This is a genomic window from Variovorax sp. ISS6 (genome assembly GCF_056523145.1).
Map to the genome: position 1 here is coordinate 4331902 of NZ_JAWRZC010000001.1, position 23885 is coordinate 4355786.

Sequence of the window (23885 nt, forward strand, 5' to 3'; positions counted from 1 at the left end):
CGCTAGCGCGCGAAGACCAGCAGCGTCTGCGTCGCGAAACCGAAGCGCCCGCGCTCGTCGTGCAGCTGGCTGAAGGCGCAGCCGCTGCCGTCGGGCGCGATGGTGGTCACGGCGTCGAGGCCGACCCATTCGCCCACGGGTTGCCGTGCAAGCTGCAGCGAGAGGTCGGCGTTGGCGAAGTTGAAGCGCTCCGCCGGCAACACCCAGCTCAGGCCATTGCCGAAGTCGGCCGCGGCGGCCGCGCGCATCGCGGGCGAATTGGCCGCGCCCGCGACCAGCGGCACGCGCAGCCGGAACCAGGCGGCCGCCGGTCCCGGTGCCGCGGCATCGCCGGCCGCCACGCGGCTTTCGGTCGCCGTGTAATAGAACGAGCGCACGTCGGGCAGGCCCGGGATGCGCAGCGGTGCCGTGCAGTCCGACGGTGCCGGCATCGACAGGGCAGGGGCCAGCGGCCTTTGCAACGTCTCCTCGGGCGGCGCCACGGCCTGTGTGCGCACCAGCAATGCATGCGCCTTGGCCACTGGCTTGCCTTGGGCCATCAGCGTTATCTCGACGCGCGCGGTGGTGCGGCCCGCTTCGACGTCGACGCTCGACGACAGGCTGTCGACCGGCACCGGCCGGATCAGCTCGACCGTGAGCCGCGCGAGCTGCCAGCCTTCGCCCTCCACCGCCGACTCGGCGATGTGCGCGAGCAGGCCGCAGGGCGCGCCGCCATGCTGCGCGCGCGGATCCCAGGGCCCGCGCGAGAGTTCGCTGGCGCGCCAGCTGTTCGCGTCCTCGCGCACGAAGACGGCATCGGAGGCGGCGAGCTCATGCATGGGCGGCGATCTCGATGCGGCGCAGGGGCGCGGGGGCAGGCACTTCGTCCTCGGTCTCGAACTGCTCGGCCCAATGGCGGAAGCGCATGATGGGCCCGTCGCCCTCGGCCAGGCTGGGACGCTTCCAGCGCATCTTGTGCTCCCAGATCGGCACGTCCTGGCTCACCTGGTGGATCGCCTCGTCGATCAGCGCGAGGCTCATGTCGGGCGAGGCGATGCCCTGCAGCCGCGCCATCAGGCTGAAGCTCACGGCGACGCGGCCGGCCTCGATCGGTACCACCGAATCGACGAACAGGATCTCGGCCAGGTCGGCGATGCGAAAGCGCACCGTCGCGAAGTAGGGGCCGTACAGCGAGGTCTGCAGGAAGCCCGGCAGCCGGCCGCGCGGCGTGTTGAAGTCGTGCAGGATGTTCACGTGCAGCGCCGGCCCCGCGGGCTCGAAGCGGTCGAGCCGCGCCAGCGTGGCCACGCCGTGCAGGTGGTGGAAGTGCGTGGTGTCGACGATGTTCTCCTGCACCTCCTGCCAGATCGTCGCGACCTCCCAGCGCTGGCGCCGGTAGCGCGACCACTGCGCATCGCCATGCTCGGGCATCGCCGGCACCTCGAAGGTGGGCGCGATCCCGCGCGGATGCCACCACACCATCACCAGCCCGTTGCGCTCGACCAGCGGCCAGGACTTCAGGTGCCGCATCTCGAGGCGCGGATTCGGGCTGTAGGGAATGTCGGTGCAGGCGCCGTCGCCCGCGAACTGCCAGCCGTGGAACGGACAGCGCAGCGAGGTGCCGCAGACGCGGCCGCCGTGGCCCAGGTGGGTGCCGAGGTGCGGACAGTGCGCATCCATCGCATGGGCCTGGCCCTGCATGTCGCGCCATAGCACGAACTCGCGGCCCATGGCCGTGAGGGGCTGCACGTCGCCCTTGCGAAGGTCCTCGCTGTAGGCAGCCTGGAACCAGCCATGACCGAAAGAGGAGTCGTCGAACCTGCGCATGGAGAAGCTTCCTTGGTGGTTGAACTGGACGCCGTGGCCGCCGGCGGCGCGATCGTTGCGATGCGGCCGAGGCGTCGAAGTATAGGGAGCCGGAGTGCAATTGCAATAAGAAATGAACTGTGATTCAATTCTTCGCGTGACCTACCGACGCACATCCAAAGTCGAGGAGCGCATGACGCTCACGCGCGAGCGCATCGTGCTGGCCGCGCTCGAACTCGTGGCCACCCATGGCTACGGCGGCACCACCATGCCGATGGTCGCGGCCACGGCCGAGGTCTCGACCGGCTTGCTCTACCAGTACTTCCCGTCGAAGACCGACCTGTTCGACGAGGTGTTCCGCCAGGCCTCGCAACGCGAGATCGACGCCTGCGCCGCCGCGGCCGCCTCCGAAAGCGGTGCCGGCGAGCGATTGGCCGCGATCATCCGCACCTTCGCGCACCGCGCGCTCAAGCGGCCCAAGCTCGCGTGGGCCCTGCTGGCCGAACCGGTGGCGCCGCAGATCGACGAGGACCGGCTGCGCTTTCGCGAACCCTATCGCGCGATCTTCGTGACGGTGATCGAGGACGGCATCGACAGCCGCGAGTTCCGCGCGCAGAACGCGCACACCAGCGCCGCGGCGATCGTCGGCGCGCTGGCCGAAGCCATGATCGGCCCGCTCGCGCTCGGCGTGCTGTCCAAGCGCGCGGCGCAGCGCGTGGTGGAAGACATCGTCGCGTTGTGCCTGGCCGCGGTGCTCGACCACACCGCGCGCACAAAGAAGGCACCCGTCCCGCCTTCGGCCAAGGAGACACCATGACCGACTTCATCCAGCCCCATCCCGAGCCGTCGAACCGCTTCGCGAGCGACCGCACTCTGCACCACACGCTCGAACGCCTGCTGCCCGCCGAGGTCTTCGCCGACGCGACCCCGCTGCTCCAGCGCATGGGCGAGCGCGCGATGCAGGAGATTCCCGCATTGGCCGCGACGGCGGAGCTCAACGTGCCGCGCCACGAGCCCTTCGATGCCTGGGGTCGGCGCGTCGATCGCATCGAGGTCGATCCGGCCTGGCATCGCCTGGTCGACATCGGCCTCGAGGAGGGCCTGGTCGCGCTGCCCTACGAGAACCCCTACGGCGAGTTCACGCGCGTGGTGCAGGCCGGCCTCGTGAACCTGTACGACGGCGCGGGCGCGGTGGCCTCGTGTCCGCTGGTGATGACCGATGGCGCCGCGCGCCTGCTCACGCTGCACGACGAAGCGCTGGCCGCGCGCTACCGGCCGAAGCTCACGGCGCGGCAGGGCGGCTGGACCTCGGGCCAGTGGATGACCGAGAAGGAGGGCGGCTCCGATGTCGGCCAGACCTCGACCGTCGCACGCCCGCGTGGCGACGGCACCTGGTCGCTGCACGGCACCAAGTGGTTCACCTCGGCCACCACCTCGCAGATGGCGCTCGCGCTCGCGCGGCCCGAGGACGCGGTACCGGGCAGCCGCGGGCTGTCGCTGTTCCTGGTCGAGCTGCGCCGCCCCGACGGCAGCTGGAACCACATCGCCGTGCGGCGCCTGAAGGACAAGCTCGGCACGCGCGCCCTGCCGACCGCGGAGCTCGAGCTCGAAGGCACGGTCGCGGTGCCGGTCGGCGGCATCGATCGCGGTGTCGCGAAGATCGGCGACCTGCTCAACGTCGCGCGACTGTGGGCCTCGTGGGGCGGCCCGGCGGGCGTGGGCCATCTGCTGATGCTGGCGCGCGACTACGCGAGCCGGCGCCGCGTGTTCGGCCAGATGCTCGCCGAGAAGCCGCTGCATGCGCAGTGGATCGCGCGCATCACGGCCGAGTACGAGGCGATGCTGGCGCTCAACTTCGAGACCGCGCTCGCGCTCAATCGCCACGAGCGCGGCACCGGCGCGTCCGGCCTGGCACGGCTGCTGGCGCCGCTGACCAAGCTGGCCTGCGCGCGCCAGAGCATCTGGGCCGCGAGCGAGCTGGTCGAGAGCTTCGGCGGCGCGGGCTATGTGGAGGACACGGGCATCCCGCGCGTGCTGCGCAACCTGCACGTGCATTGCATCTGGGAGGGCACGACCTCGGTGCTCGCGCACGACGTGCTGCGTGCGCTGCGCGCGCCCGAGGCGGGCGAGGCCTTTCTCGCCGACATCGACCAACGGCTCTCGGCGCTCGCGGGCCATGGCACGCGCGCGCCCGATGCGATCGTGCATGCGCGACGCACGCTCGCGGAGCTGATGCCGCGCGCGCAGGAGAGCGATGGCCGGCGCCTGGCCTGGGGCATGGCGCGCACCTATCAATCGGTGCTGCTGCTCGAGGCGGCCGCATGGCGCCAGGCGCGCAAGGCCGACGGCTCGGGATGGACCGCATTGCGGCTGTTCCTGCAGGACGCGCTGGTGCCGCCGGTGCTGCCCGCCTCGGACGAGGAACTCGCGGCGCTGGCCTTCGGGCGCGACACGGCCGAGGCGTCGTAACGCAGCGGATCGGCGGCCTGCGCGTCGACGCGATTGCCGCTATCCTCGAACGCGAAGTACCGGCGCCGACATGGCGCCTTTCTCTTTCTCTTCGCGTTCTTCCATCGCCCATGACCTACCTCGCCGCCTCCACGCGCTACGAATCCATGCCCTACCGCAAGGTGGGCCGCAGCGGCCTCGTGCTGCCCGCCATCTCGCTGGGCCTGTGGCACAACTTCGGCGACACCACGCCGATCGCCACCCAGCGCCAACTGCTGCGCACCGCCTTCGACCTCGGCATCAACCACTTCGACCTCGCCAACAACTACGGCCCGCCCTACGGCAGCGCCGAGACCAATTTCGGCCGCCTGCTGCGCGAGGACTTCAAGCCCTACCGCGACGAACTGATCATCTCGAGCAAGGCCGGCTGGGACATGTGGCCCGGCCCCTATGGGCAGGGTGGCGGCTCGCGCAAATACGTGCTGGCCAGCCTCGACCAGAGCCTGCAGCGCATGGGCCTCGACTACGTCGACATCTTCTATTCGCACCGCTTCGATCCGCACACGCCGCTGGAGGAAACCGCCTCCGCGCTGGCCCAGGCCGTGCAGCAGGGCAAGGCGCTGTACATCGGCATCTCCTCGTACTCGGCCGGCAAGACGCGCGAGATGGCCGCGCTGCTGCGCGAATGGAAGGTGCCGCTGCTGATCCATCAGCCGGCCTACAACCTGTTCAACCGCTGGATCGAGAAGGACCTGCTCGGCGCCACCGAGGAACTCGGTGCCGGCGTGATCGCTTTCACGCCGCTGGCGCAGGGCCTGCTGACCGACAAGTACCTGCAGGGCGTGCCGGCCGATGCACGCATCAACCGCCCGGGCGGCGGCTCGCTGAAGCCCGAGCATCTGTCGGATGCCAACATCGAGCGTGCGCGCGCGCTGAACGCGATCGCGCAACGCCGCGGCCAGTCGCTGGCCCAGCTCGCGCTGAGCTGGACCCTGCGCGATCCGCGCGTGAGTTCGGCGCTGATCGGCGCGAGCCGGCCCGAGCAGATCGTCGACAACGTGGCCGTGCTCCGGGGCGCGCCGCTGAGCGCCGAAGAGCTGGCCGAGATCGATCGGCACGCGGTCGAGGGCGGCGTGAACCTCTGGGAAAAACCGTCGACCGACTTCGCCTGAGCGCAGGGCCGGGGATCACGGAGCGCATCAGGTAACTCGCAATCCGTCTTTGAGCTGCCGCACGGGCTGCGCAGAATGGGGGCGTTCCGTTTCGAGTTCCTCATGCCCCAGCGCACCTATCACTCCGTGGCCGCACAGGCCCAGCTCGTCATCTCGCGCACCGCCGAGGCCTGGACCGTCCCGCCCGCATCGGCCCATGCGATCGCGCGCCGCGCGGCCTACGGCCATGTGCCGCGCCGCGCATTGCGCCGGCTTCAGGCCATGGCGGCGCTGCGGCCCGCGGTGCTGATGCATTCGTGGTGAGCGACGGCGCCATGCCGTCAATGCACGAAGCCGCCTTTCACGAAGCGCACCGGCTGCGCATCCATGCGCGCGATCAGCGCGCCGAGGCCATCGGCCGCGGCCGCGGCCGCCGGGACGGTCGTTGTTCCTGAAGCGGTCTCCGCACGGCACAGCAGGTCGTCGTCGCTCCAGGCACTCTTGCCGGGCTCGCCGCGCGCGCGCAGCCAGCCCTGGCGGTCGACCAGCAGTTGCGTGCCTTCGAGCTTCTCGGTGGCGGCGATCAGCGAGAAGGCCTCCCACGCCGCCGGAGAGTCGGCCACGCAGGCGATGCTTCGCTCGTGCGCATTCGACGCGAGGCCGGGACGCGGCTCGAGCAGCACCGTCACCAGCCGCGGATCCTCGAGCAACGCACTTGCGTTATCGCCGGTGGCCACGATCCGCAGGCGCTGGCCGCGCCAGCTGCTGAGCATGCGCACCGGCTTGCCGTCGCAACGCACCGCCATGTCGGGCGGGCTCACGGGCTGGGCCCAGACGCCCGCCACGCGCAGGCTTTCGCCGGCGGCCTGGGCCTTCATGAAGTCGATCAGGGCCCAGGCGTCGCTTTCGCTCAATCGGCCTTGAAAGCCCGGCATGGTCTGCGCGCCATGGCGATCCCGCGTGCCGTGCAGCACGCGCCACAGCAGGTCGCCATCGGCGCGGCGCCAGAGCAGCGGTCCGGCGAGATTCGGCGGCCACACGGGCTGCGACGCGGCCAACGGCCCCTGGCCGCGTCCGTCGCTGCCGTGGCAGGCCACGCAGTCCTGTGCATAGAGCATGCGGCCGCGCGCGATCGATTCGGCGCTGAAGCCCGTCGCATGTTGTTGAAAGCTCGTGGGGTGCGCGGGCACGAGGACCACGTGGGCATCGGGCCAGGGTGCCAGCACCACGGGCAGCACCGCGGCGCCCAGCAGCCAGATCCGGCGCCGTCGCCACAGCAGCGCCACGACCAGCACGAGCAGAGACAGTCCCAGCAGCACGACACTGACGCCGAGCCGGCGCGCCTGGCCCAGGTCGATCAGCAGGTTCTCGCCCGACAGCCGCTCGGCCCAGGGCCACGCGGGCTGTCCGTGCGCATGCGCAACCAGGCCCAGCGCATCGAGCAGCCGCAGCAGTTGCAACTGCAGGGTCTGCAGCGCCTCGATCAGCAGATTGAGCCAGGCCGCATCGGGCAGCGCGTTCATCGCGCCCGCGCCTCGAAGGCCTGCCTCACCAGGTCGCGTCCAGACCCAGGTGGCGCAGCGCCTCGTGCCGCAGCTCGGCCAGGCGCGGATCGCCGCGATGGCGCGGGTAGGGCAGGTCCACCACCAGTTCGGCCGCGATGCGCGCCGGCCGGTCGCTCAGCACGATCACGCGGTTGGCCAGGAACAGCGCCTCCTCGACGTCGTGCGTGACCAGCAGCGCCGAGAAGCCGTCGCGCTGCCAGAGGTTCACGAGCTCGCTCTGCATCGCGATGCGCGTGAGCGAATCGAGCTTGCCCAGCGGCTCGTCGAGCACCAGCAGCTGCGGGTCGTTGACCAGCGCGCGCGCCAGCGCCACGCGCTGCGCCATGCCACCCGACAGTTGATGCGGATAGGCCTTCGCGAACTCGGTGAGGCCGACGCGCTGCAGCGCCTCGTCGACCCGGCCGCGCTGCGCGTCGAGCACGCCGCGCGCCTGCAGGCCCAGCGCCACGTTGTCCCAGACGCTGCGCCACGGGAACAAGGTGGGGTCCTGGAACACCACGATGCGCGAGGGATCGGGCTTCTCGATGGCCTCGCCGTTCTGCGTGATGCGTCCCGTGGTCGCGGGCTCGAGGCCGGCCACCAGGCGCAGCAGCGTCGACTTGCCGCAGCCGCTCGGGCCGAGCAGCGCGACGAACTCGCCGGGGCGCACCTGCAGGTCGATGTCGTCGAGCACCTGCAGCACGCCCGTGGGCACTTCGAACCAGTGGCTCACGCCGTGGATGTCGATCAGCGCGCCGGTGTGGGCGGCAGCGCCTGTCTCGACGGCGTGGGAGAGGACGGCGCCTACCATTTGACGGTTCCCTTCTGCCACGACAGCACGCGGTCGCGCACCTTGAACAGCAAGGTGATCAGGCCCGAGCACAGCGCGGCCATCACCAGCAGCGCGGCATACATGTTGGCGTAGGAGGCCCAGCCCTGGGCCCACTGCAGGTACCAGCCGAGGCCGGCCTTCACGCCCATCATCTCGGCCGTGATCAGCACCGAGAACGAGGCGCCCAGGCCCATGAACAGGCCCACGAAGACCTGCGGCAGCGCGGCCGGGATGGCCACGCGCAGCACCAGGAAGCGCTCGGAGGCGCCCAGCGTGCGCGCCACGTCGTAGTAGCTCTTGCCGACCGAGGCAACGCCCGACCAGGTCAGCACCGCGACCGGGAAGAAGGTGGCGAGGCCGACCAGGAACACCGCGGCCACGTAGCTCGAGGGCGCGAAGAAGAAGGCCAGCGGCAGCAGCGCCGAGGCGGGCACCGGGCCGAGGAAGCGCAGCAGCGGATGCACCCAGTAGCCCGCGATGCGCGACCAGCCGACCGCCACGCCGGTGACGAAGCCGACCAGCGCGCCGATCACGAAACCGTTGGCCAGCAGGCGCAGCGAGTAGGCGGTGGACAGGCCCAGGCGCTGCCAGTCCTCGTGCAGCACGTCGATCAGGCTCTGCGGCGGCGCGAAGAAGGGGGAGGGCAGCACGGCGAGCTTGGCGGTGGCGATCTCCCACAGCGCGAGCACCAGCGCCGAGGCCACCAGCCACTGGCCGGCGGGACGCAGCGTGCGCGCGACGCGGCCGGCACGCGGGCCGAGCAGCGCGATGACGAGGAACACGGCGGCGACCGCCAGCGTGGCGTAGCCGAATTCCTCGGTGAAATTCCAGTCGCTGAAGCCGATCGGCTTGTTGGGCCACAGCAGCGTGAGCAGGCCCAGCGCCAGCCAGGCCGCGGCGGCCAGCACGCCGGTGCGCCAGAGACCCGGCGGCAGCGCGTGCCGGCGCGCGAGCACGGTGGCGGCATCGGTGGCCACCGGTGCGGGCGGGCGCGGCGCGCGAGGCTGGGGAGCCGCGGCGGGGCCGCGGAACTCCGGCGCGTTCAGCACGCCGGACACGTCGAGTGCGTGATCGGCCGAGGTCATGCCTGGGCGCTCCCGATGGCAGGTTGATCGTCGAAGAGGGTCATGGGAATTGCTCCGCCGGAGGATGAGGAAGGGAAGGGCGAGTGTTGGCGCTGCACCCTTCCCGGCCAACGAATGAATGCACGCATGGATATGCGGATTCGTCGGCTGCGGCATGTCGCCGCCGGGGCCTTCAGGACGAGACGTTCGCGCCCACGGCCCAGTAGAAGGTAGGCCGCGCGCCGTTGAGCAGGTGGTCGCCGACCACGCGGCCCTTGTAGATGGTCGGGTTGTGCGAGGCCAGCGTGCGCGCGTTGCGCCAGTGGCGGTCGAGCCGGATGTCCTCCTGCAGCGCCGAGGCACCGCCCACGTCGAACAGCCGCGTGCCGGCCTGCAGCACCGCGTCGACGATGCCGGCTTGCGCCTTGGCGGTCTCGAGCTCGACCTGGAACAGCAACTGCTCGGGGATCGCTTCGCCGCGCTGGCGCCGGCGGTCGATCTCGCCCAGCGTGCGTGCCACCGCCTGCACCGTCGAGCTCGCGACGAAGGCCGTGCTGGCGAGCTGGCCGACGACCTGCTGCACCAGCGGATCCTCGCGCGGCGTGCTGCCGCTGCCGTGGCTGTAGACGCGCTTGCGCGGCCGCACGAAGTCGACCGCGTCGCGCACGATGGCTCGCGCGATGCCGGCCAGGGTGGCGAGGTGCGTGAGCTGGAACTGCGCGGTCAGCGGCGTGGGCTGGTCGCGCACGTAGAGCAGCACGTGCGCCGGGTCGACGCGCACGTTGCGAAAGCGCGTGGTGCCCGAGGCGCTCAGTCGCTGGCCGAAACCGCGCCAGTCGTCGACGCGCTCCACGCCCGGCGCGCCGGAGGGCACCAGCGCGATCACGCGGTCGTTGCTGCCGTCGTCGTTGTGGCGCTGCGCCGAGACCGCGATCCATTCGGCGTAGAGGGTGCCGGTGCTGTAGTACTTGTCGCCCTCGAGGCGCCAGCCGTCGCCGTCGCGGCGCAGCGTGGTCTGCATCTGGCCGAGCGGGCCTTCGCCGAGTTCGGTGGTGGCGTTGCCGAAGATCACGCCGTCGGCCGCGAGCCGCAGCCAGGGACCGTGCAGCGCGGGATCGATCTCGGCGAACAGGCGCTCGATGAAGCCGAAATGGGCGCGCAGGATCTGCGGCAGGTTGGAGTCGGCCTCGCCGAGTTCGATCAGCAGGTCGAAGAACTGCTCGACCGAGGCGCCGAGACCGCCTTGGGCGACCGGCACGCGCAGCGCACCGAAGCCGGCCTGGGCCAGCCAGGCCACGGCGTCATGGGCCAGCAGGCGTTCGTTCTCGCGCTGCACCGCGCCTTGGGCGATGCGCGCGAAGATCGGGCGGAAGCGATCGGCGAGCTGATCGTACGAGGGCGGTTGCGGGGCGCGCGGCGACTCGGCGGCGGGCGATGGGTTGCCGGGCGCGGTGCGCGGCGGATGCGTGAGGGATTCCATGGGGCGACGACTTTGCAGTCGCGCCCTTCGATTGGGAAATGCGCTTTTCGAGTTTTCTTATGCGCCGCGGGACTTCAGGCGCGCGACCTCGGCATCGTCGGCCAGCGCTTGCCCGACAGGCTCGGCATGCGGCCGACGAGTCGCCGCGTGCCGAGTTCCAGCATCCACCAGGCAGCACCCAGCAGGCCCGCCATGAGCGCACCGAACATCAGCCCGGCCGCGATGTCGAGCGGGAAATGCACACCGACGTGGATGCGCGCCCAGCCCGTGGCGGCTGCGACCACGAACAGCGCGACGCCCGCGGTGCGCAGCGCCGGCCGCGCGAGGAAGGCAAAGGCCACCATGAACATCACCGACGCATGCGTGCTCGGCAGCGCGGCGCTGGCACCGTGCGATATGTAGGCCGGCACCAGGCCCATGATGAAGGGGCGCGGCATGTTGATGCGCGCGGCGATGTCCTGGCACAGCATGGCGGTGAGCCCGGCGCCCGCGAGCACGAAGAAGGCGTAGGTCCAGTTGCCGGGCCGGCGCCAGGCGGCGGCACCGATGATGGCGGCGGAAAGCCATGCGCCGCCGAGGGCGAGCCCGATCGCGATCGACAACACCCAGGGCGTGGGCTGGGTGCCGGCGGCGAGCCAGCGCAGCAGGTCGAGGTGGAATTCGTTCACGGAGCCTCCCTGAACGGACGAAATGGGACGAAGACGGCGCGCGCGCGGTCGAAGGACATGAATGAGTCTCGTGGGGCGAAGTGAAATGGCCCTGCCGTACGGGGCGACAGAAGCGATGGGTGCGGCGCGGAAAGGCCGCCAGACCGTGTCAGGCGAACGACGGCGGTGCCGTGGTCGGCGGCAGGCGCAGCCAGGGGCGGGGCAGGGGAGGCGCCCCACTCCGCGCGCTGGTGCGACGCCACGGTCCATGGCGAACGCCGGGCAGTCCGGTGGCGGCCACGGCGATGGTCAACGGCAGCAGCGCGAGCACCAGGCCCATGAAGCCGTCGAACGCCGTGCTCAAGGCATTGACCATGGGGGTGCAGCAGGAGGCCTGCGCGAACATGGTGGTCTCGAGGCTGTCCGCATGGCCGGCGCGTTCGTCGGGTTCGAAGCGCACCGTCTCGCCGGCGTTGCGCACCTTGAGGCCGGGCTCGTCCTCGAGGCCGTCGTTGTGGAAGTGCGCCGAGATGAAGGGATGCAGCAGCACCAGCCAAAGACCGATGGCGCACCCGATGCATCGGTGCGCGTCGACCCATCGGCGGAACCTGGCCAGCAACATGCGGCGGATGCTAGGCAGCAAATATGAACGGAATATGAGTACTCGCAGAACTTCTCGGGACTTCGAGCCATTTCCGAAGGTCCTGAACTATCGGCGCCGTCCGACACGGCGAGAAATCCTGGAGGTTCAGCATCCGCGTGTCCCGAGCGACTCCTCCTCCCTGGCTTGGGGCACCTGCCGTGACAGCGGCAGGTTCTTGAGCGCCCGGCTTTGCGCCGGGCGCCTTTTCTCTGCCAGGTGATTTTACATAATGCACATTGTCTAGTTCATCGACCTGGTCGAGGACCGTCCAAAAAAGGCACTGAGGCTCGGGCAGCTATTGCCGAGCGATTTCGTCATCTGTGCTCCGACGCTGGTTTGAAAATTCCAGAGGTTGCGAGCCTTCTTCAGGTGACCGAGCGCACCGTCTATGCATGGTATTCAGGTCGCACGGCAATTCCCTATGCAGCCTACAAGCTGCTGCGGATCCTGCGCTGGTTCGAGCTGCCAGGTCCTTGGGCTGGCTGGTCGATGCATAGCGGCAAGCTCTGGTCTCCTGAGGGTCTGGGCTTCGCTCCGAGCGATGCGAGCTGGTGGACGATCCTGGTGCGCAAGGCTAGCCAGTTCGATGACCTGGTGCGGTCGAAGTCCAAGCTCGAGCTCAAGGTGGATGAGCTGGCGCAGCTACTCGAGCGTGCTCGAGCAGGCGGCGCGCCGGGCGACGGAGGTACGAAGGCGCTGGGCGCGCCGCTGGCTCTCGGCCCAGGTGAAGTGCCAGTAACACTTCACTTTAGTCTCACTCATGAGACACAGACCTGGTCGGCGGTCCAGGTGACCTCGGCCAGGCCTGAGGTGCTAGTAACACCTCAGGCAAGTCTCACCCGTGAGATTCCGACCGGACCTGTCAAAACCGGCCATCGCTTCGATGATGGCAAAAAGACTGTTGTTGCATCCAGTGCTGGCAGCTTCGTTCCGCTGTCGACGGCACCCTATGGCCGCTGGTTCAACTCGCTGTCCAGGTTCCCGCGAGGAGGCGAAGAATGAGCCGCCCTGCCACTCCAACCCCCTCCCCTGGTGCTCTGCGCATGCGCCAGCTCCAGCAACGTCGTGCCAAGGGCCTGCAGCAGCTTCCCCAGCCCTGGGACTGGATCACTGCAGCTCAGGCCAGGGATCTCGTCACCAAGGCCTTCCGCGCGGCCTCCTGGCAGTGCCGTGACCCTGAGACTGAGCCCGAGCACTTCGGTGACGCGCTCATCGAGGCATTCGAGGTCCTTGTAGCTGCGAAGGCATCTCGTGAGGGGCACGGGATCCGCGCCGAGCACTTCGACCAGGTGGCCGATCGCATGTTGGCTGACGTGCCCGACTACTGGCGGCATCAGTACCCGCGGTTCGGTGTCCTCGACCAGTCTCCAGCTGAGCCGCCCCAGCCACCTCCCAGGGTGCGCCGGCCGCCGAAGCCGAAGGCGGTCCCGGAGGTCGCGTCCGAACCTTGTCCCCCTGCATCTATTGAAATCAAACCGGACCTGGCCTCGGCCTGGTTATTCGGGGGCCGTAGCGAAGCGGAGGGAGGGGGCGAAGCGCCCCTGCAAAACGGAGCCCGAATTGAATGACGGTTCCTTGCCCTGGCTAATTCTCGCGTGGCTTATTGCTTGCGCTGGTCGGGAGGCAATTCGCGTCTTGCAAAACGGTATTCCTTTGGCGTTTAATTGAAGGAAATTCAGTGAAAAAGAAATTGATCAATAATGCACATTGTGCGGATTATCGAGAAAGGCAATGGGGCGCGATTTACGCGGCCATGGGGTCCGCACCGCATGCTGGACCGGATCCAAAGCCAGGGCCTCCTGGCCATCGGCTCCTGGCGCTCAACTTCAGTCCCGCGCGTCCAACCCGCCGTCAGTCGTCAGTTCCGCCCGCCGGAACCGCCGGCGCCGACGCAGCGCCTCGCTCATGCCATCGCGGACACCGGCCTTGATGACCAGGTACAGGAGCCAGCCCACGAGCGTGCCGGCGATCAGGATGGCTGCGAGCAAGGACATCTGCCATGCCAAGGCGCCGCCACCGAGCTGCTGGAGGGTGAATTGCATGGATGTTCCGGGCAGAAAAAAGGGCTTCGATGAAGCCCTCATTCTGTCCGCGCCTGTTTCCAAAAAATACAAACTTCATCATCCGGACACTTGACGGAGCCGGTAATAAATCACGCTTTCATGGTGCCAGCATCGAAAACTACTAATTTATTAGTAAATTCTTACCATTTTCCGTCTTTTGGCACCGCTTTCGCCGCTGAAGCCGCCGCGATCAGCCCCGCGGCTTCGGACCGATTGGCGCGGTTGGCGAAGTCGACGGCGGTCATGCCGAGCTGGTTCTTCATCGTCACGTCGGCGCCCTCGGCCAAAAGCAGCTTCACCGCATCGGTCGAGCCGTACATCGCGGCCATCATCAGCGGCGTGGTGCCGTTGGGCGACTGCGCGTCGATGAAGGCGAAGTTGTCGAGCAACTGCTTCATGATCGCCACGTGCCCGCCGGTCGCCGCATAGTGCAGCGGCGTCCAGCCGGGCTTGTTGATGTCGGCGTCGCGCTTGATGAGCTGGGTGACGAGCTCCTGCTGTCCCTTGATCGCCGCGAGCATCAGCGGGCTCTCGTCCTTGGCGTTGCGCAGCTCGACATTGGTCTGCGGCGATTCCAGCAGCACCTGGATCACTTTCGGCGACGGCTCGCGCAGCGCGATCAGCAGGCCGGTCTGGCCGCGTTCGTCGCGTGTGTTCGGATCGAAGCCTCGCTGCAGCAGGCTGCGAACGCCGCTGGGGTTGTCGGCGCGCACGGCCCGGAAAAAATCTTCGAAGGAACCTGCGTGCGCAGAAAAAATCGCAGAAAAAACAGATAGATAGACGAGCTTCTTGAAGTTTTTCTTCATCATTGTCGAACCCCCTTGAACAGTGTTTCGAAGTTGTCGCTGGTCGCCCGGGCCACGGCCTCGAGCGGCAACTGCCGCAGCTCGGCGATCTGCCGCGCCACGTACGGCACGTAGGCCGGCGTGTTGGTCTTGCCCCGGTACGGCACCGGCGCGAGGTAGGGGCTGTCGGTCTCGATCAGCATGCGCTCGAGCGGCACGAAGGCCGCCACGTCGCGCAGATCCTGCGCCTTCTTGAAGGTCAGGATGCCCGAGAAGGATATGTAGAAGCCGAGATCCAGCGCGGCGCGCGCCACCTCGGCGGTTTCGGTGAAGCAGTGGAACACGCCGCCGGCCGCGCCCGCGGAGCCGTCCTCGCCCTCCTCCTTGAGGATCGCGATGGTGTCGGCCGAGGCTTCGCGCGTGTGGATCACCAGCGGCTTGCCGGTCTGCCGGGCGGCGCGGATGTGCACGCGGAAGCGCTCGCGCTGCCATTCGAGGTCGGCGATGCTGCGGCCGCCCTTGCGTTCTTCCATCTGGTAGTAGTCGAGGCCGGTCTCGCCGATCGCCACCACGCGGGGCCGCGCGGCCAGGCGCACGAGGTCGTCGACGCTGGGCTCCAGCGTGTCTTCCGTGTCCGGATGCACGCCCACGCTGGCCCAGAAGTTGTCGTAGCGCGCGGCCAGCGCCTGCACCTCGTCGAACTCCTCGAGCCGGGTGCAGATGCACAGGGCCCGGTCGACCTGGGCGGCGTCCATGGCGGCGCGTACCGCATCCATCTGGTCGGCGAATTCGGGAAAGGTCAGGTGGCAGTGGGAGTCGGTGAACATCGCCAGGAATCTGAGGAAACGAAGGAAGCCGGGAAAACTGGCGAGCGCAAAAGGCGGCCGGATCGCCGCCGATGTCAGATCGTCTGCGTGGGCCGGTCGGAAGCCATCGAGCCGCCCAGCGCGGCCTCGATGCGCGCCTTGAGCTGGCGCGATTTCTCGTCGGACGGAAAGCGGATGCCCACGCCGGGCGCCCGGCTGCCGGCCGCGCGTGCCGGCGTGATCCAGGCGACCTTGCCGGCCACCGGATAGCGTTGCGGGTCCTCGGGCAGGGTCAGAAGCACATAGACGTCGTCGCCGAGCCGGTATTCGCGCGAGGTCGGAATGAAGATGCCGCCCTCGGAGAACAGCGGGATGTAGGCCGCATAGAGCGCCCCCTTCTCCTTGATGGCGAGCTGGATGACGCTCGGCCGGTGCGGCGTGGCGCCACCCGCGGCGTTGGCGGCGGCAGCGGCTGCTGCGGAGTTGGCGGACGGGGCTGCGGGTTGGTTCATGGGCGGCGAGCGGCTGAGTTGAGGGTGCTGCGCGCTTCGCTCACGAGCGCTTCCAGCATGAGTCCTGCATTGAACGGATGTTCCGCGGTCCGGGCCGACGCGGCCAGCGATTTCGACCAGCGCGCCAGCGCGAGCCGCGAGGGCGCGGCCGGCAGGTCGCCGGGTTCGAAGAAACGCGGCGCGGCGCCATTGCCGACGGCCATCAGGTCGTGGCAGAGCTTCTGCAAGGCACCGACCGCCTGGGCCGGCGCCTGGTCGGCCAGCGCGCCGACGTCGCCGCGCAGCACGGCCTTGGGCAGCAGCGCCCAGGCCTTGGGCGACTGGCCGGCGCGCGCGAGCCGCAGGGCATCGCTCGGGCGTCCGCCGGCCGCGCGCAGCAGGGCCGCGGCATCCGCCGCCGGAACGTCCAGCGCCGCAAGCCAGGCTTCGGCCTGTTGCATGTCGGGCCAGGGCAAGGTGAAGCCGAGGCAGCGGCTGCGGATGGTCGGCAGCAGCTGCCAGGCGGCCTCGCTCGCGAGCACGAAACGCACGTCGCCCACGGGCTCCTCGAGCGTCTTGAGCAGCGCATTGGCGGTGATGGTGTTCATGCGCTCGGCCGGATAGACCAGCACCACCTTGCCGCGGCCGCGTGCGCTGGTGCGCTGGGCGAAACCGACCGCGTCGCGCATCGCCTCGACGCGGATCTCGCGGCTGGCCTTGCGCTTCTTGTCGTCGATGTCGGCCTGGGCCTTCTCGTCGAGCGGCCAGTCCAGTTCCTGCATCGCCACCTCGGGCATCAGCACGCAGAGGTCGGCATGGGTACGCACCTCGATGGCGTGGCAGCTCGGGCAATGGCCGCAGGCGGCGCCCTCCTCCGTCGGCTGCTCGCAGAGCCAGGCCGAGGCCAGCGCGAGTGCCAGGTCGTATTGGCCCAGGCCCGAGGGCCCCTGCAGCAGCCAGGCGTGACCGCGCTGGCGCAGCAGTTCGACCAGCGGCTGGCGCAGCCAGGGCGACAGTTCCGCCGCGGTCATGCGCGTCCCTCCCCGGCCAGGCCGCGCGCCACCAGCGCCGCCTCGACCTGTTGCCAGACCTGGTCGCGGCTCTGGCCCGCATCGATGCGCACGAAGCGCGCCGCATCGGCGGCAGCGCGATCGGCATAGCCCTGCGCGACCTTGCGGAAGAACTCGACCGGCTGGGCCTCGAACTTGTCGGGCACGCGCGCGCCGGCCAGGCGCTGGGCCGCGATCTCGGGCGCGAGATCGAACCACAGCGTGATATGCGGCTGCAGCAGGGCCACCTCGGATTGCCCGCCGCGTCCGGCCTGCGCCCAGCGCTCGAGCGTGGACAGCACCTCGGTGTCGAAGCCGCGGCCGCCGCCCTGGTAGGCGAAGGTGGCGTCGGTGAAGCGGTCGCACAGCACCACGTCGCCGCGCGCCAAGGCCGGCTCGATCACCTGCGCGATGTGGTCGCGCCGCGCCGCGAACACCAGCAGCGACTCGGTCAGCGGGTCCATCGGCTGCTCGAGGATCAGCGTGCGCAGCGTCTCGGCCAGCGGCGTGCCGCCCGGTTCGCGCGTGCGCGTGACCGCGCGGCCCCGGCCCTCGAAGAGCGCCTGCAAGGCATCGAGGTGGCTGGACTTGCCGGCCCCGTCGATGCCCTCGAGCGTGAGAAAGAGTCCGCCAGCGTTCATTGGGCCGCCTTCGTCGCAGGGGTGCCGCCGCCGCGCTGGTAGCGGTTGACGGCACGGTTGTGGTCGTCGAGCGATGTGCTGAACTGGCTGGTGCCGTCGCCGCGCGACACGAAGTACAGCGACTTGCTCTGCGCCGGCTGCACGGCCGCCAGCAGCGCGGCTTTGCCGGGCATCGAGATCGGCGTGGGTGGCAGGCCGTTGCGCATGTAGGTGTTCCAGGGCGTGTCGGTCTGCAGGTCCCGCTTGCGCAGGTTGCCGTCGAAGGCGGTGCCCATGCCGTAGATCACGGTCGGGTCGGTCTGCAGCGGCATGCCGATGCGCAGCCGGTTGTTGAAGACGGCGGCGATCTCGGCCCGGTCGGCCGCCTTGCCGGTCTCCTTCTCGACGATGCTCGCGAGGATCAGCGCCTGCTCGGCCGATTGCAGCGGCAGGTTGCTCGCGCGCGCGGCCCAGGCGGCCTCGAGCTTCTTGTCCATGGCGCGCATGGCGCGCTGCAGCAGCGCGATGTCGGTCGAGCCCTTCGAATAGGTGTAGGTATCGGGGAAGAAGCGGCCTTCGGGATGCTGGCCGGGGCGGCCCAGCTTTTCCATCAGCGCCTCGTCGCTCAGGCCCACGCTGTCGGGCTTGAGCTGCTCGGCCTTGGCGAGCGCCGCGCGCACCTGGCGGATGTTCCAGCCCTCCACCAGCACCAGGCTGCGCGTGGCTTCCTCACCGCGCACCAGGATGTTGAGCAGCAGCTTGGGCGTCACGCCGCGGTCGAGCTCGTAGCTGCCGGCGCGCATCTGCCGGTCCTGGCCCGAGATGCGGAACCACAGGTAGAGCAGCTGCGGGTCGACCGCCACGCCGGCATCGGCCACGGCCTGGGCGATGCCGCGCGGCGTGGTGCCGGGCTCGACCGACAGGTCGACGTTGGGCGCCGGCAGCTTGAGCGGCTGGTGCACCCACCAGAGTCCGCCGGCACCGGCGGCCAGCGCGGCCAGGGCAGCGAGCAGGAAGATCGTGAGGAAGAAGCGGCGCACGGATCCGATGGACAAGCGGAAGAAGAAGAAGGAGGCGATGAAAGGGGCCGAGCGGGGCGGACGCGAAAGGAGCGACCGGACAAGGCGGTGGCCCTGCAAGAAGAAAGGCTGCCGTCCACGCGGTCCCGACGAATCGGGCCCGGCCATGATAATTCAGCGATGACCACAGTCGTTCTCAATGGCGTTGCGCCCCTCGCCCATCTGGGCGTGATCCGTGCCGAGGGCCCCGATGCCGCAGCCTTCCTGCATGGCCAACTGACCCAGGATTTCTCCCTGCTCGGCGCCGCCGAGGCCCGCCTGGCGGCGCTGTGCACCGCCAAGGGCCGCGTCATCGCGAGCTTCATCGGCATCCGCCCGCAGCCCGAGCTGGTGCTGCTGGTCTGCAGCCGCGACATCCTGGCCGCCACGCTCAAGCGGTTGTCGATGTACGTGCTGCGCGCCAAGGCCAAGCTCAGCGACGCGACCGAGCAATTCGCGCTGGTCGGCCTCGCGGGCACCGCGCTCGCGGCCAACGGCATCGACGCTTCCGCCGCGCCCGGCCAGCGCCGTGCGATCGAAGGCATCGAGGGCGGCAGCGCCATCTCCCTGTACCCGGCCGACGGCGTGCCGCGCGCGCTCTGGCTGGCCCCGGCCGGCAGCGCCGCGCCGCAAGGCGCCGCGCTCGATCCGGCCCTGTGGTCGTGGAGCGAGGTGCGCAGCGGCATCGTCACGCTCACCACGCCGGTGGTCGAGGCCTTCGTGCCGCAGATGATCAATTACGAATCGGTGGGCGGCGTCAACTTCAAGAAGGGCTGCTACCCCGGCCAGGAAGTGGTGGCGCGCAGCCAGTTCCGCGGCACGCTCAAGCGCCGCACCTACCTCGTGAAGGCCGACGGCGAGGTCGCGGCCGGCCAGGAAGTCTTTGCCGCCAGCGATGCCGAACAGCCCGTGGGCACGGTCGCGCAGGCCGCGCCGGCGCCCGATGGCGGCTGGGCCGCGCTGATCTCGATGCAGATCGCGGCGCTCGAGGCCGGCGGCCTGCATGCGGCCTCGGCCAGCGGCCCGGCGCTGAGTGTGGAACCTTTGCCTTATCCGCTGCTCGAAGATATCTGAGTTCTCCGAACAGCACCGGGCGCCGACCACCGGCCCCGCGCTGCAGCTTGAAGCCCAATCAGTGAGGCGTTTTGGGCTTCCAACGCCCGTCGTTCGGGCGCAAGGCGCTATCTTTCAGATAGCGCCTTTTTTTGTGCGCCTTTCTTGACCCCGTTGCCGCCGGTGCGCCGTAGAAGCCTGCACCGACCACTTCCGGCAAGGAAAGAGAGACCTCCATGAACCGCAGATTCTTCTCCACCGCCCTCGCGCTGGCCGCGCTCTCGGCCTGCACCCAGACCCCGGCACGCCCCTATCTGCCGCCCTCGCCCGTCGACCGCCTCGGCGGCCTGATGGAAGTCAGCGTGGTCGACCGCGCCACCGGCCGCGAGCTGCCCGTCTACCGCGCCAACGGCGAGTACTGGGTGGCCGGGCGTCCCGGCGCGCGCTATGCCGTGCGCCTGCGCAACCGCATGAGCGAGCGGCTCATGACCGTGATGTCGGTCGACGGCGTCAACGTGCTGACCGGCGAAACCGCGGGCGTGCAGCAGAACGGCTACGTGCTCTCGGGCGGCGAGCGCGCCGACATCGCGGGCTGGCGCAAGAGCGATTCGCAGATCGCGGCCTTCGAGTTCACGGCCAACGGCAATTCGTACGCGAGCCGCACCGGCCGCCCCGACGAGGTCGGTGTGATCGGCGTCGCGGTGTTCCGCGAGCGCGTGGCACCACCGCCACCGCCCGTGCCGATGCCGTTCCCACGCCGCGACGGCTACAGCCGCGAGGAATCGGCGCCGCGCGGCGAACTCGAGGCCCGCAACAAGTCGATGGCACCCTCGGCCTCGGCCTCGGCCGACAGCGCGGCGCCCGGGGAATCCTCCGCCATGGCCCAGTCGCGCAGCCAGCCCGCGCCCAGCCTGGGCACCGGCCATGGCCGCCGCGAGACCTCGTACGTCGGCCACACCACCTTCGAGCGCCTGCGTTCCTCGCCCGACGAGGTGGTGCGCATCCGCTACGACAGCCGCGAGAACCTCGTTGCCGCGGGCGTGATCCCGGCCAGCCCGGCACCGCGCTGGCCGCGTCCCGCGGGACCGTCGCCGTTCCCCGCATCCGAGGCGGGCTACGTGCCCGATCCGCCGCCGCGCTACTGAGCGACGCTCAACGCAGCGTGCGCCGCATCTCGATGTGCGGGATGTCGGCCTCGACGAAGGGCTCGCCATGCACCGCATAGCCGAGCCGTTCGTAAAAGCGCTCGGCGCTGCGCTGCGCATGGAGCGCGATCTCCGCATCGCCGCGCGCCCGGGCCGCGGCCTCGAGCGCCTGCACCACCGCCACGCCGTGGCCGCCGCTGCGCAGCGCGCGATGCACCGCGATGCGGCCGATCATCGAGCGGCCGTCCCGCGCCGGCAGCAGCCGGCCGGTGGCGATCGCCTGGCCGAGCCGGTTGCGCACCACCACGTGCGGCACGGCCGCGTCGTGCTCGTCCCACTCCATCGCCTCGGGCACCTTCTGCTCCTCGATGAAGACCGCGCGCCGCAGCGCCGCCGCGCCTTCGCCGAGCGTGGCCCAGTCTCCGGTGTCGATGGCCCGCATCGTCTCGCCGGCCTCGAAGCCCTCGAGGATCGCGCGCAACGAGGCCGGCACCGGCTTCGAGGTCTGCGTGGCCGGGTCCGCGAACACGTAGACCAGCTCGCAGCCGACCAGGAATTCGCCCTGGCGGAACAGCCCGCCCTCGAAGGTCATCGACGAGGTGCCGATGCGCGCGCAGCGCATGCCCACGTCGATCACGTCGTCCATGCGCGCCGAGGCGCGGAAGTCGATGGTCGCCTTGCGCACGTAGAGATCGCCGCCCAGCGAATGCATCGCTTCCTCGTAGGGCAGCGCGAGCGCGCGCCAGTAGTCGGCGATGGCGGTGTCGAAGTACATCAGGTAGTGCGCGTTGAAGACGATCTTCTGCATGTCGACTTCGGCCCAGCGCACGCGCAGGCGGTGGAAGAAACGGAAATCACTGCGTTGCATTCTTGTTGTCTCCAGGGAAAAGAAATCGGATCGTCAGGGCCGCAGCGCCTCGCGCAGCGCCTTCGCCGCGTCGTCCTGCGCCTGCAGCGCCTCGGGCACCGCGCGGCCCATCTTGAGGAACTCGTGGATCACGCCGCGGTAGATCTCGAGGTCGACCGGCACGCCCGCGGCGCGCAGCTTGTCGGCATAGGCGATGCCCTCGTCGACCACCGGGTCGCACTCGGCCAGCGCGATCCAGGCCGGTGCCACGTCGTCCACGTCGTCGGCGATCAGCGGCGCGAAGCGCCAGTCGTCGCGGTCGGCCGGGCTGCGCACGTACTGGCCGAAGAAGTAGTCGATCAGGGCCTTGGTCAGCAGCGGACCCTGGGCGTAGCGGCGGTGCGACTCGGTGTCCTGGTGGCCGGTCATGCCGGGGTAGATCAGCAGCTGCAGCGCGAGCGGCAGGCCCGCGTCGCGCGCGAGGATCGCGCAGACCGCGGCCAGCGTGCCGCCCGCGCTGTCGCCGCCGACCGCGAGCCGCGCGGGATCGAGGCCCAGGCTCGCGCCCTGGCGCGCGACGAAGGCGAAGGCGTCCCAGGCATCGTCGGAAGCGGTCGGGAACTTGTGCGCGGGCGCGAGCCGGTAATCGACCGACACCACCGCGCAGCCGCTCTTCCTGCTGAGCACGCGGCACAGCGTGTCGTGGGTGCGGATGTTGCCGACCGTGAAGCCGCCGCCGTGGAAGTACACGAGCACCGGCAGCACCTCGGCCGAGGGCGCGTAGAGCCGCGCGGGGATCGCGTGGCCGTCGCGCGCGGCGATCTCGAAGTCCTCGATGCGCGCGAGCTCGGGCTTGGGCACCTCGAGCACGCCCGCGCCGCGCTCGTACGAGGCCTTGGCCTCCTCGGGCGTGAGCTGGTCGAGCGAAGGGTGGCCGGCGCGCGCCATGCGCTCGACCACGCTGGCCATCCTGGCGGTCAGCGGAGGGGAAAAAGGTACGGGGGGATTCGTCGTCATGTCATGGGAAGCCAACGAGCGCTGTGCCGAGTGCGACAGCGTCGAGGGTTTTCTTCGTGGGCAAGCTGCCTGCCTGTTGGTAGATTCGATGGTCCGCCATCGTACTTGCCTGCCAGCTCGAGAACCCCTCCCCCACCCCATGGCCCTCATCCAATACCTGACCCAGATCCAGTTCGAATTCGGCGCGGTGAAGCTGCTGTCGAGCGAGTGCGCGCGCATCGGCATCAACCGCCCGCTGATCGTGACCGACGCCGGCGTGCGCGCGGCCGGCATCCTGCAGAAGGCGATCGACGCCATCGCCGACCTCGAGGTCACGATCTTCGACCAGACCCCGTCCAACCCGACCGAGGCCGCCGTGCGCGCGGCCGTCGAGCTCTACCGCAGCGGCCGCTGCGACGGCCTGATCGCCGTGGGCGGCGGCTCGGCCATCGACTGCGCCAAGGGCGTGGCGATCGCGGCCACGCACGAGGGCCCGCTCAAGACCTACGCCACCATCGAGGGCGGTTCGCCGAAGATCACCGAGCGCGTGGTGCCGCTGATCGCGGTGCCCACCACCAGCGGCACCGGCAGCGAGGTCGCGCGCGGCGCGATCGTGATCGTCGACGACCACCGAAAGCTCGGCTTCCACAGCTGGTTCCTGATGCCCAAGGCCGCGATCTGCGACCCCGAGCTCACGCTCGGCCTGCCGCCGCGCCTGACCGCCGCCACCGGCATGGACGCGATCGCGCACTGCATGGAGACCTTCATGTCGGCCGCCTTCAACCCGCCGGCCGACGGCATCGGCCTCGACGGGCTCGAGCGCGCCTGGGGCCACATCGAGCGCGCCACCAGGGACGGCAGCGACCGCGAGGCGCGCCTGAACCTCATGAGCGCCTCGATGCAGGGCGCGATGGCGTTCCAGAAGGGCCTGGGCTGCGTGCACTCGCTGAGCCACAGCCTCGGCGGCGTCGACCCGCGCCTGCACCACGGCACGCTCAACGCGCTGTTCCTGCCCGCGGTGATCCACTTCAACGCCGGCGCCGAGTCGGTGCAGAAGGAGCAGCGGCTGCAGCGCATGGCGCAGGCCATGCACCTCGATTCGGCCGGCGACCTCGGCGATGCGATCCGCGACATGAACGCGCGCCTGGGCCTGCCCAAGGGCCTGGCCGAAGTGGGCGTGACGCCCGCGCTGTTCGAGCAGATCATCGACGGCGCGATGGCCGACCACTGCCACAAGACCAACCCGCGGCTGGCCACGCGCGACGACTACCGCGCGATGCTCGAAGCCTCGATGTGAGGCCGGGCCGTGGCGCTTGGCCCGGCCTTATAAACAGTTCGTCTTAAGCGCGCGGTCTTAGCGCGTCGCATGCACCATCGC

Annotated in this window: 26 protein-coding genes; 9 read left to right on the top strand and 17 right to left on the bottom strand. The window is 69.8% G+C overall.

Annotated features, from left to right (window positions below; genetic code table 11):
* Nucleotides 1–2: 2 nt before the first annotated feature.
* Nucleotides 3–818: a thioesterase family protein gene (locus tag AC1HIL_RS20200; RefSeq protein ID WP_057590237.1), complete on the bottom strand. Its 816-nt coding sequence runs from the start codon at nt 816–818 to the stop codon at nt 3–5.
* The gene (locus AC1HIL_RS20205) at nt 811–1806 is read right to left on the bottom strand and encodes a Rieske 2Fe-2S domain-containing protein (protein ID WP_093341937.1); all 996 of its coding nucleotides are present in this window, start codon (nt 1804–1806) and stop codon (nt 811–813) included. Before AC1HIL_RS20205 ends, AC1HIL_RS20200 begins: the two co-directional genes overlap by 8 nt.
* 136 nt (nt 1807–1942) lie before the next feature.
* Between AC1HIL_RS20205 and AC1HIL_RS20210 the strand changes: the two genes are divergently transcribed.
* The 4 genes from AC1HIL_RS20210 (at nt 1943) to AC1HIL_RS20225 (ending at nt 5708) form a co-directional block, all read left to right on the top strand.
* Nucleotides 1943–2602 (top strand): TetR/AcrR family transcriptional regulator, encoded by a 660-nt coding sequence (locus AC1HIL_RS20210; protein ID WP_413763544.1) that lies wholly within the window; start codon nt 1943–1945, stop codon nt 2600–2602.
* Complete coding sequence (locus AC1HIL_RS20215; protein ID WP_479669861.1) at nt 2599–4254, top strand: acyl-CoA dehydrogenase family protein; 1656 nt, start codon at nt 2599–2601, stop codon at nt 4252–4254. The genes AC1HIL_RS20210 and AC1HIL_RS20215 overlap by 4 nt, the downstream gene beginning before the upstream one ends.
* A gap of 110 nt (nt 4255–4364) precedes the next feature.
* A complete protein-coding gene (gene mgrA / locus AC1HIL_RS20220) occupies nt 4365–5405 on the top strand; it encodes an L-glyceraldehyde 3-phosphate reductase (RefSeq protein WP_479669862.1) in 1041 nt (346 codons plus the stop codon).
* 102 nt (nt 5406–5507) lie between these two features.
* Nucleotides 5508–5708 (top strand): hypothetical protein, encoded by a 201-nt coding sequence (locus AC1HIL_RS20225; RefSeq protein WP_057607172.1) that lies wholly within the window; start codon nt 5508–5510, stop codon nt 5706–5708.
* Nucleotides 5709–5725: 17 nt separating this feature from the next.
* On the opposite strand, the gene AC1HIL_RS20230 is transcribed toward AC1HIL_RS20225, so the two are convergent.
* From AC1HIL_RS20230 to AC1HIL_RS20255, 6 genes are all read right to left on the bottom strand, one after another.
* Nucleotides 5726–6907, bottom strand: coding sequence for a c-type cytochrome (locus AC1HIL_RS20230; protein ID WP_479669863.1), 1182 nt, complete (start codon nt 6905–6907; stop codon nt 5726–5728).
* 25 nt (nt 6908–6932) lie between these two features.
* Complete coding sequence (locus AC1HIL_RS20235; protein WP_422097055.1) at nt 6933–7739, bottom strand: ABC transporter ATP-binding protein; 807 nt, start codon at nt 7737–7739, stop codon at nt 6933–6935.
* Nucleotides 7733–8845, bottom strand: a complete 1113-nt coding sequence (locus AC1HIL_RS20240; RefSeq protein WP_082321572.1) for an ABC transporter permease — start codon at nt 8843–8845, stop codon at nt 7733–7735. The genes AC1HIL_RS20235 and AC1HIL_RS20240 overlap by 7 nt, the downstream gene beginning before the upstream one ends.
* A gap of 172 nt (nt 8846–9017) precedes the next feature.
* Nucleotides 9018–10304 (bottom strand): acyl-CoA dehydrogenase family protein, encoded by a 1287-nt coding sequence (locus tag AC1HIL_RS20245; protein ID WP_296733327.1) that lies wholly within the window; start codon nt 10302–10304, stop codon nt 9018–9020.
* A gap of 74 nt (nt 10305–10378) precedes the next feature.
* On the bottom strand, nt 10379–10972 hold the full coding sequence (locus AC1HIL_RS20250) for a phosphatase PAP2 family protein (protein WP_296733324.1): 594 nt from the start codon (nt 10970–10972) through the stop codon (nt 10379–10381).
* A gap of 148 nt (nt 10973–11120) precedes the next feature.
* The gene (locus AC1HIL_RS20255) at nt 11121–11573 is read right to left on the bottom strand and encodes a hypothetical protein (protein ID WP_057590246.1); all 453 of its coding nucleotides are present in this window, start codon (nt 11571–11573) and stop codon (nt 11121–11123) included.
* 390 nt (nt 11574–11963) lie between these two features.
* Here AC1HIL_RS20255 and AC1HIL_RS20260 point away from each other — a divergent pair, with 390 nt between their 5' ends.
* The gene (locus tag AC1HIL_RS20260) at nt 11964–12596 is read left to right on the top strand and encodes a hypothetical protein (RefSeq protein WP_479669864.1); all 633 of its coding nucleotides are present in this window, start codon (nt 11964–11966) and stop codon (nt 12594–12596) included.
* A gap of 41 nt (nt 12597–12637) precedes the next feature.
* On the top strand, nt 12638–13162 hold the full coding sequence (locus AC1HIL_RS20265) for a hypothetical protein (protein ID WP_479669865.1): 525 nt from the start codon (nt 12638–12640) through the stop codon (nt 13160–13162).
* Between the two features lie 258 nt (nt 13163–13420).
* On the opposite strand, the gene AC1HIL_RS20270 is transcribed toward AC1HIL_RS20265, so the two are convergent.
* The 7 genes from AC1HIL_RS20270 to mltG all read right to left on the bottom strand — a co-directional run bounded on the left by AC1HIL_RS20270 (nt 13421) and on the right by mltG (nt 18448).
* Entirely contained in the window at nt 13421–13636 is a 216-nt protein-coding gene (locus AC1HIL_RS20270; RefSeq protein ID WP_057590247.1) for a hypothetical protein, read from the bottom strand.
* Nucleotides 13637–13797: 161 nt separating this feature from the next.
* Nucleotides 13798–14463 carry an ankyrin repeat domain-containing protein gene (locus tag AC1HIL_RS20275; protein WP_413763536.1) on the bottom strand — a complete coding sequence of 222 codons (666 nt, stop codon included), beginning with the start codon at nt 14461–14463 and terminating at the stop codon, nt 13798–13800.
* Nucleotides 14463–15269, bottom strand: a complete 807-nt coding sequence (locus tag AC1HIL_RS20280) for a TatD family hydrolase (protein WP_057590249.1) — start codon at nt 15267–15269, stop codon at nt 14463–14465. Before AC1HIL_RS20280 ends, AC1HIL_RS20275 begins: the two co-directional genes overlap by 1 nt.
* A 74-nt stretch (nt 15270–15343) precedes the next feature.
* Nucleotides 15344–15760 (bottom strand): PilZ domain-containing protein, encoded by a 417-nt coding sequence (locus AC1HIL_RS20285; RefSeq protein ID WP_479669866.1) that lies wholly within the window; start codon nt 15758–15760, stop codon nt 15344–15346.
* Entirely contained in the window at nt 15757–16770 is a 1014-nt protein-coding gene (locus AC1HIL_RS20290; RefSeq protein WP_479669867.1) for a DNA polymerase III subunit delta', read from the bottom strand. The genes AC1HIL_RS20285 and AC1HIL_RS20290 overlap by 4 nt, the downstream gene beginning before the upstream one ends.
* Complete coding sequence (tmk, locus tag AC1HIL_RS20295) at nt 16767–17429, bottom strand: dTMP kinase (protein ID WP_057590252.1); 663 nt, start codon at nt 17427–17429, stop codon at nt 16767–16769. The genes AC1HIL_RS20290 and tmk overlap by 4 nt, the downstream gene beginning before the upstream one ends.
* Nucleotides 17426–18448: an endolytic transglycosylase MltG gene (gene mltG, locus AC1HIL_RS20300; RefSeq protein ID WP_261205732.1), complete on the bottom strand. Its 1023-nt coding sequence runs from the start codon at nt 18446–18448 to the stop codon at nt 17426–17428. Before mltG ends, tmk begins: the two co-directional genes overlap by 4 nt.
* A gap of 159 nt (nt 18449–18607) precedes the next feature.
* Here mltG and ygfZ point away from each other — a divergent pair, with 159 nt between their 5' ends.
* Nucleotides 18608–19540, top strand: coding sequence for a CAF17-like 4Fe-4S cluster assembly/insertion protein YgfZ (ygfZ, locus tag AC1HIL_RS20305; protein WP_479669868.1), 933 nt, complete (start codon nt 18608–18610; stop codon nt 19538–19540).
* 215 nt (nt 19541–19755) lie between these two features.
* Entirely contained in the window at nt 19756–20664 is a 909-nt protein-coding gene (locus AC1HIL_RS20310; RefSeq protein ID WP_479669869.1) for a hypothetical protein, read from the top strand.
* 7 nt (nt 20665–20671) lie between these two features.
* Here AC1HIL_RS20310 and AC1HIL_RS20315 read toward each other — a convergent pair whose 3' ends face one another.
* Together AC1HIL_RS20315 and AC1HIL_RS20320 are read right to left on the bottom strand one after the other, a co-directional pair.
* On the bottom strand, nt 20672–21532 hold the full coding sequence (locus AC1HIL_RS20315) for a YbgC/FadM family acyl-CoA thioesterase (RefSeq protein ID WP_261205728.1): 861 nt from the start codon (nt 21530–21532) through the stop codon (nt 20672–20674).
* 33 nt (nt 21533–21565) lie between these two features.
* A complete protein-coding gene (locus AC1HIL_RS20320) occupies nt 21566–22528 on the bottom strand; it encodes an alpha/beta hydrolase (protein WP_296731401.1) in 963 nt (320 codons plus the stop codon).
* Nucleotides 22529–22667: 139 nt separating this feature from the next.
* Between AC1HIL_RS20320 and AC1HIL_RS20325 the strand changes: the two genes are divergently transcribed.
* The gene (locus AC1HIL_RS20325; RefSeq protein ID WP_296731406.1) at nt 22668–23804 is read left to right on the top strand and encodes an iron-containing alcohol dehydrogenase; all 1137 of its coding nucleotides are present in this window, start codon (nt 22668–22670) and stop codon (nt 23802–23804) included.
* The last annotated feature ends 81 nt before the right edge of the window (nt 23805–23885 follow it).

What these genes read in the sequence shown, in the direction of transcription:
- mgrA (WP_479669862.1), top strand. Translation starts at nt 4,365, where the DNA reads ATGACCTACCTCGCCGCCTCCACGCGCTACGAATCCATGCCCTACCGC.
- AC1HIL_RS20240 (WP_082321572.1), bottom strand. Translation starts at nt 8,845, where the DNA reads ATGACCTCGGCCGATCACGCACTCGACGTGTCCGGCGTGCTGAACGCG.
- AC1HIL_RS20315 (WP_261205728.1), bottom strand. Translation starts at nt 21,532, where the DNA reads ATGCAACGCAGTGATTTCCGTTTCTTCCACCGCCTGCGCGTGCGCTGG.
- AC1HIL_RS20325 (WP_296731406.1), top strand. Translation starts at nt 22,668, where the DNA reads ATGGCCCTCATCCAATACCTGACCCAGATCCAGTTCGAATTCGGCGCG.
- AC1HIL_RS20275 (WP_413763536.1), bottom strand. Translation starts at nt 14,463, where the DNA reads ATGAAGAAAAACTTCAAGAAGCTCGTCTATCTATCTGTTTTTTCTGCG.
- AC1HIL_RS20310 (WP_479669869.1), top strand. Translation starts at nt 19,756, where the DNA reads ATGAACCGCAGATTCTTCTCCACCGCCCTCGCGCTGGCCGCGCTCTCG.
- AC1HIL_RS20320 (WP_296731401.1), bottom strand. Translation starts at nt 22,528, where the DNA reads ATGACGACGAATCCCCCCGTACCTTTTTCCCCTCCGCTGACCGCCAGG.
- AC1HIL_RS20230 (WP_479669863.1), bottom strand. Translation starts at nt 6,907, where the DNA reads ATGAACGCGCTGCCCGATGCGGCCTGGCTCAATCTGCTGATCGAGGCG.
- AC1HIL_RS20285 (WP_479669866.1), bottom strand. Translation starts at nt 15,760, where the DNA reads ATGAACCAACCCGCAGCCCCGTCCGCCAACTCCGCAGCAGCCGCTGCC.
- tmk (WP_057590252.1), bottom strand. Translation starts at nt 17,429, where the DNA reads ATGAACGCTGGCGGACTCTTTCTCACGCTCGAGGGCATCGACGGGGCC.
- AC1HIL_RS20265 (WP_479669865.1), top strand. Translation starts at nt 12,638, where the DNA reads ATGCGCCAGCTCCAGCAACGTCGTGCCAAGGGCCTGCAGCAGCTTCCC.
- AC1HIL_RS20205 (WP_093341937.1), bottom strand. Translation starts at nt 1,806, where the DNA reads ATGCGCAGGTTCGACGACTCCTCTTTCGGTCATGGCTGGTTCCAGGCT.
- AC1HIL_RS20290 (WP_479669867.1), bottom strand. Translation starts at nt 16,770, where the DNA reads ATGACCGCGGCGGAACTGTCGCCCTGGCTGCGCCAGCCGCTGGTCGAA.
- AC1HIL_RS20280 (WP_057590249.1), bottom strand. Translation starts at nt 15,269, where the DNA reads ATGTTCACCGACTCCCACTGCCACCTGACCTTTCCCGAATTCGCCGAC.
- AC1HIL_RS20270 (WP_057590247.1), bottom strand. Translation starts at nt 13,636, where the DNA reads ATGCAATTCACCCTCCAGCAGCTCGGTGGCGGCGCCTTGGCATGGCAG.
- AC1HIL_RS20245 (WP_296733327.1), bottom strand. Translation starts at nt 10,304, where the DNA reads ATGGAATCCCTCACGCATCCGCCGCGCACCGCGCCCGGCAACCCATCG.
- AC1HIL_RS20255 (WP_057590246.1), bottom strand. Translation starts at nt 11,573, where the DNA reads ATGTTGCTGGCCAGGTTCCGCCGATGGGTCGACGCGCACCGATGCATC.
- ygfZ (WP_479669868.1), top strand. Translation starts at nt 18,608, where the DNA reads ATGACCACAGTCGTTCTCAATGGCGTTGCGCCCCTCGCCCATCTGGGC.
- AC1HIL_RS20215 (WP_479669861.1), top strand. Translation starts at nt 2,599, where the DNA reads ATGACCGACTTCATCCAGCCCCATCCCGAGCCGTCGAACCGCTTCGCG.
- AC1HIL_RS20200 (WP_057590237.1), bottom strand. Translation starts at nt 818, where the DNA reads ATGCATGAGCTCGCCGCCTCCGATGCCGTCTTCGTGCGCGAGGACGCG.
- AC1HIL_RS20235 (WP_422097055.1), bottom strand. Translation starts at nt 7,739, where the DNA reads ATGGTAGGCGCCGTCCTCTCCCACGCCGTCGAGACAGGCGCTGCCGCC.
- AC1HIL_RS20225 (WP_057607172.1), top strand. Translation starts at nt 5,508, where the DNA reads ATGCCCCAGCGCACCTATCACTCCGTGGCCGCACAGGCCCAGCTCGTC.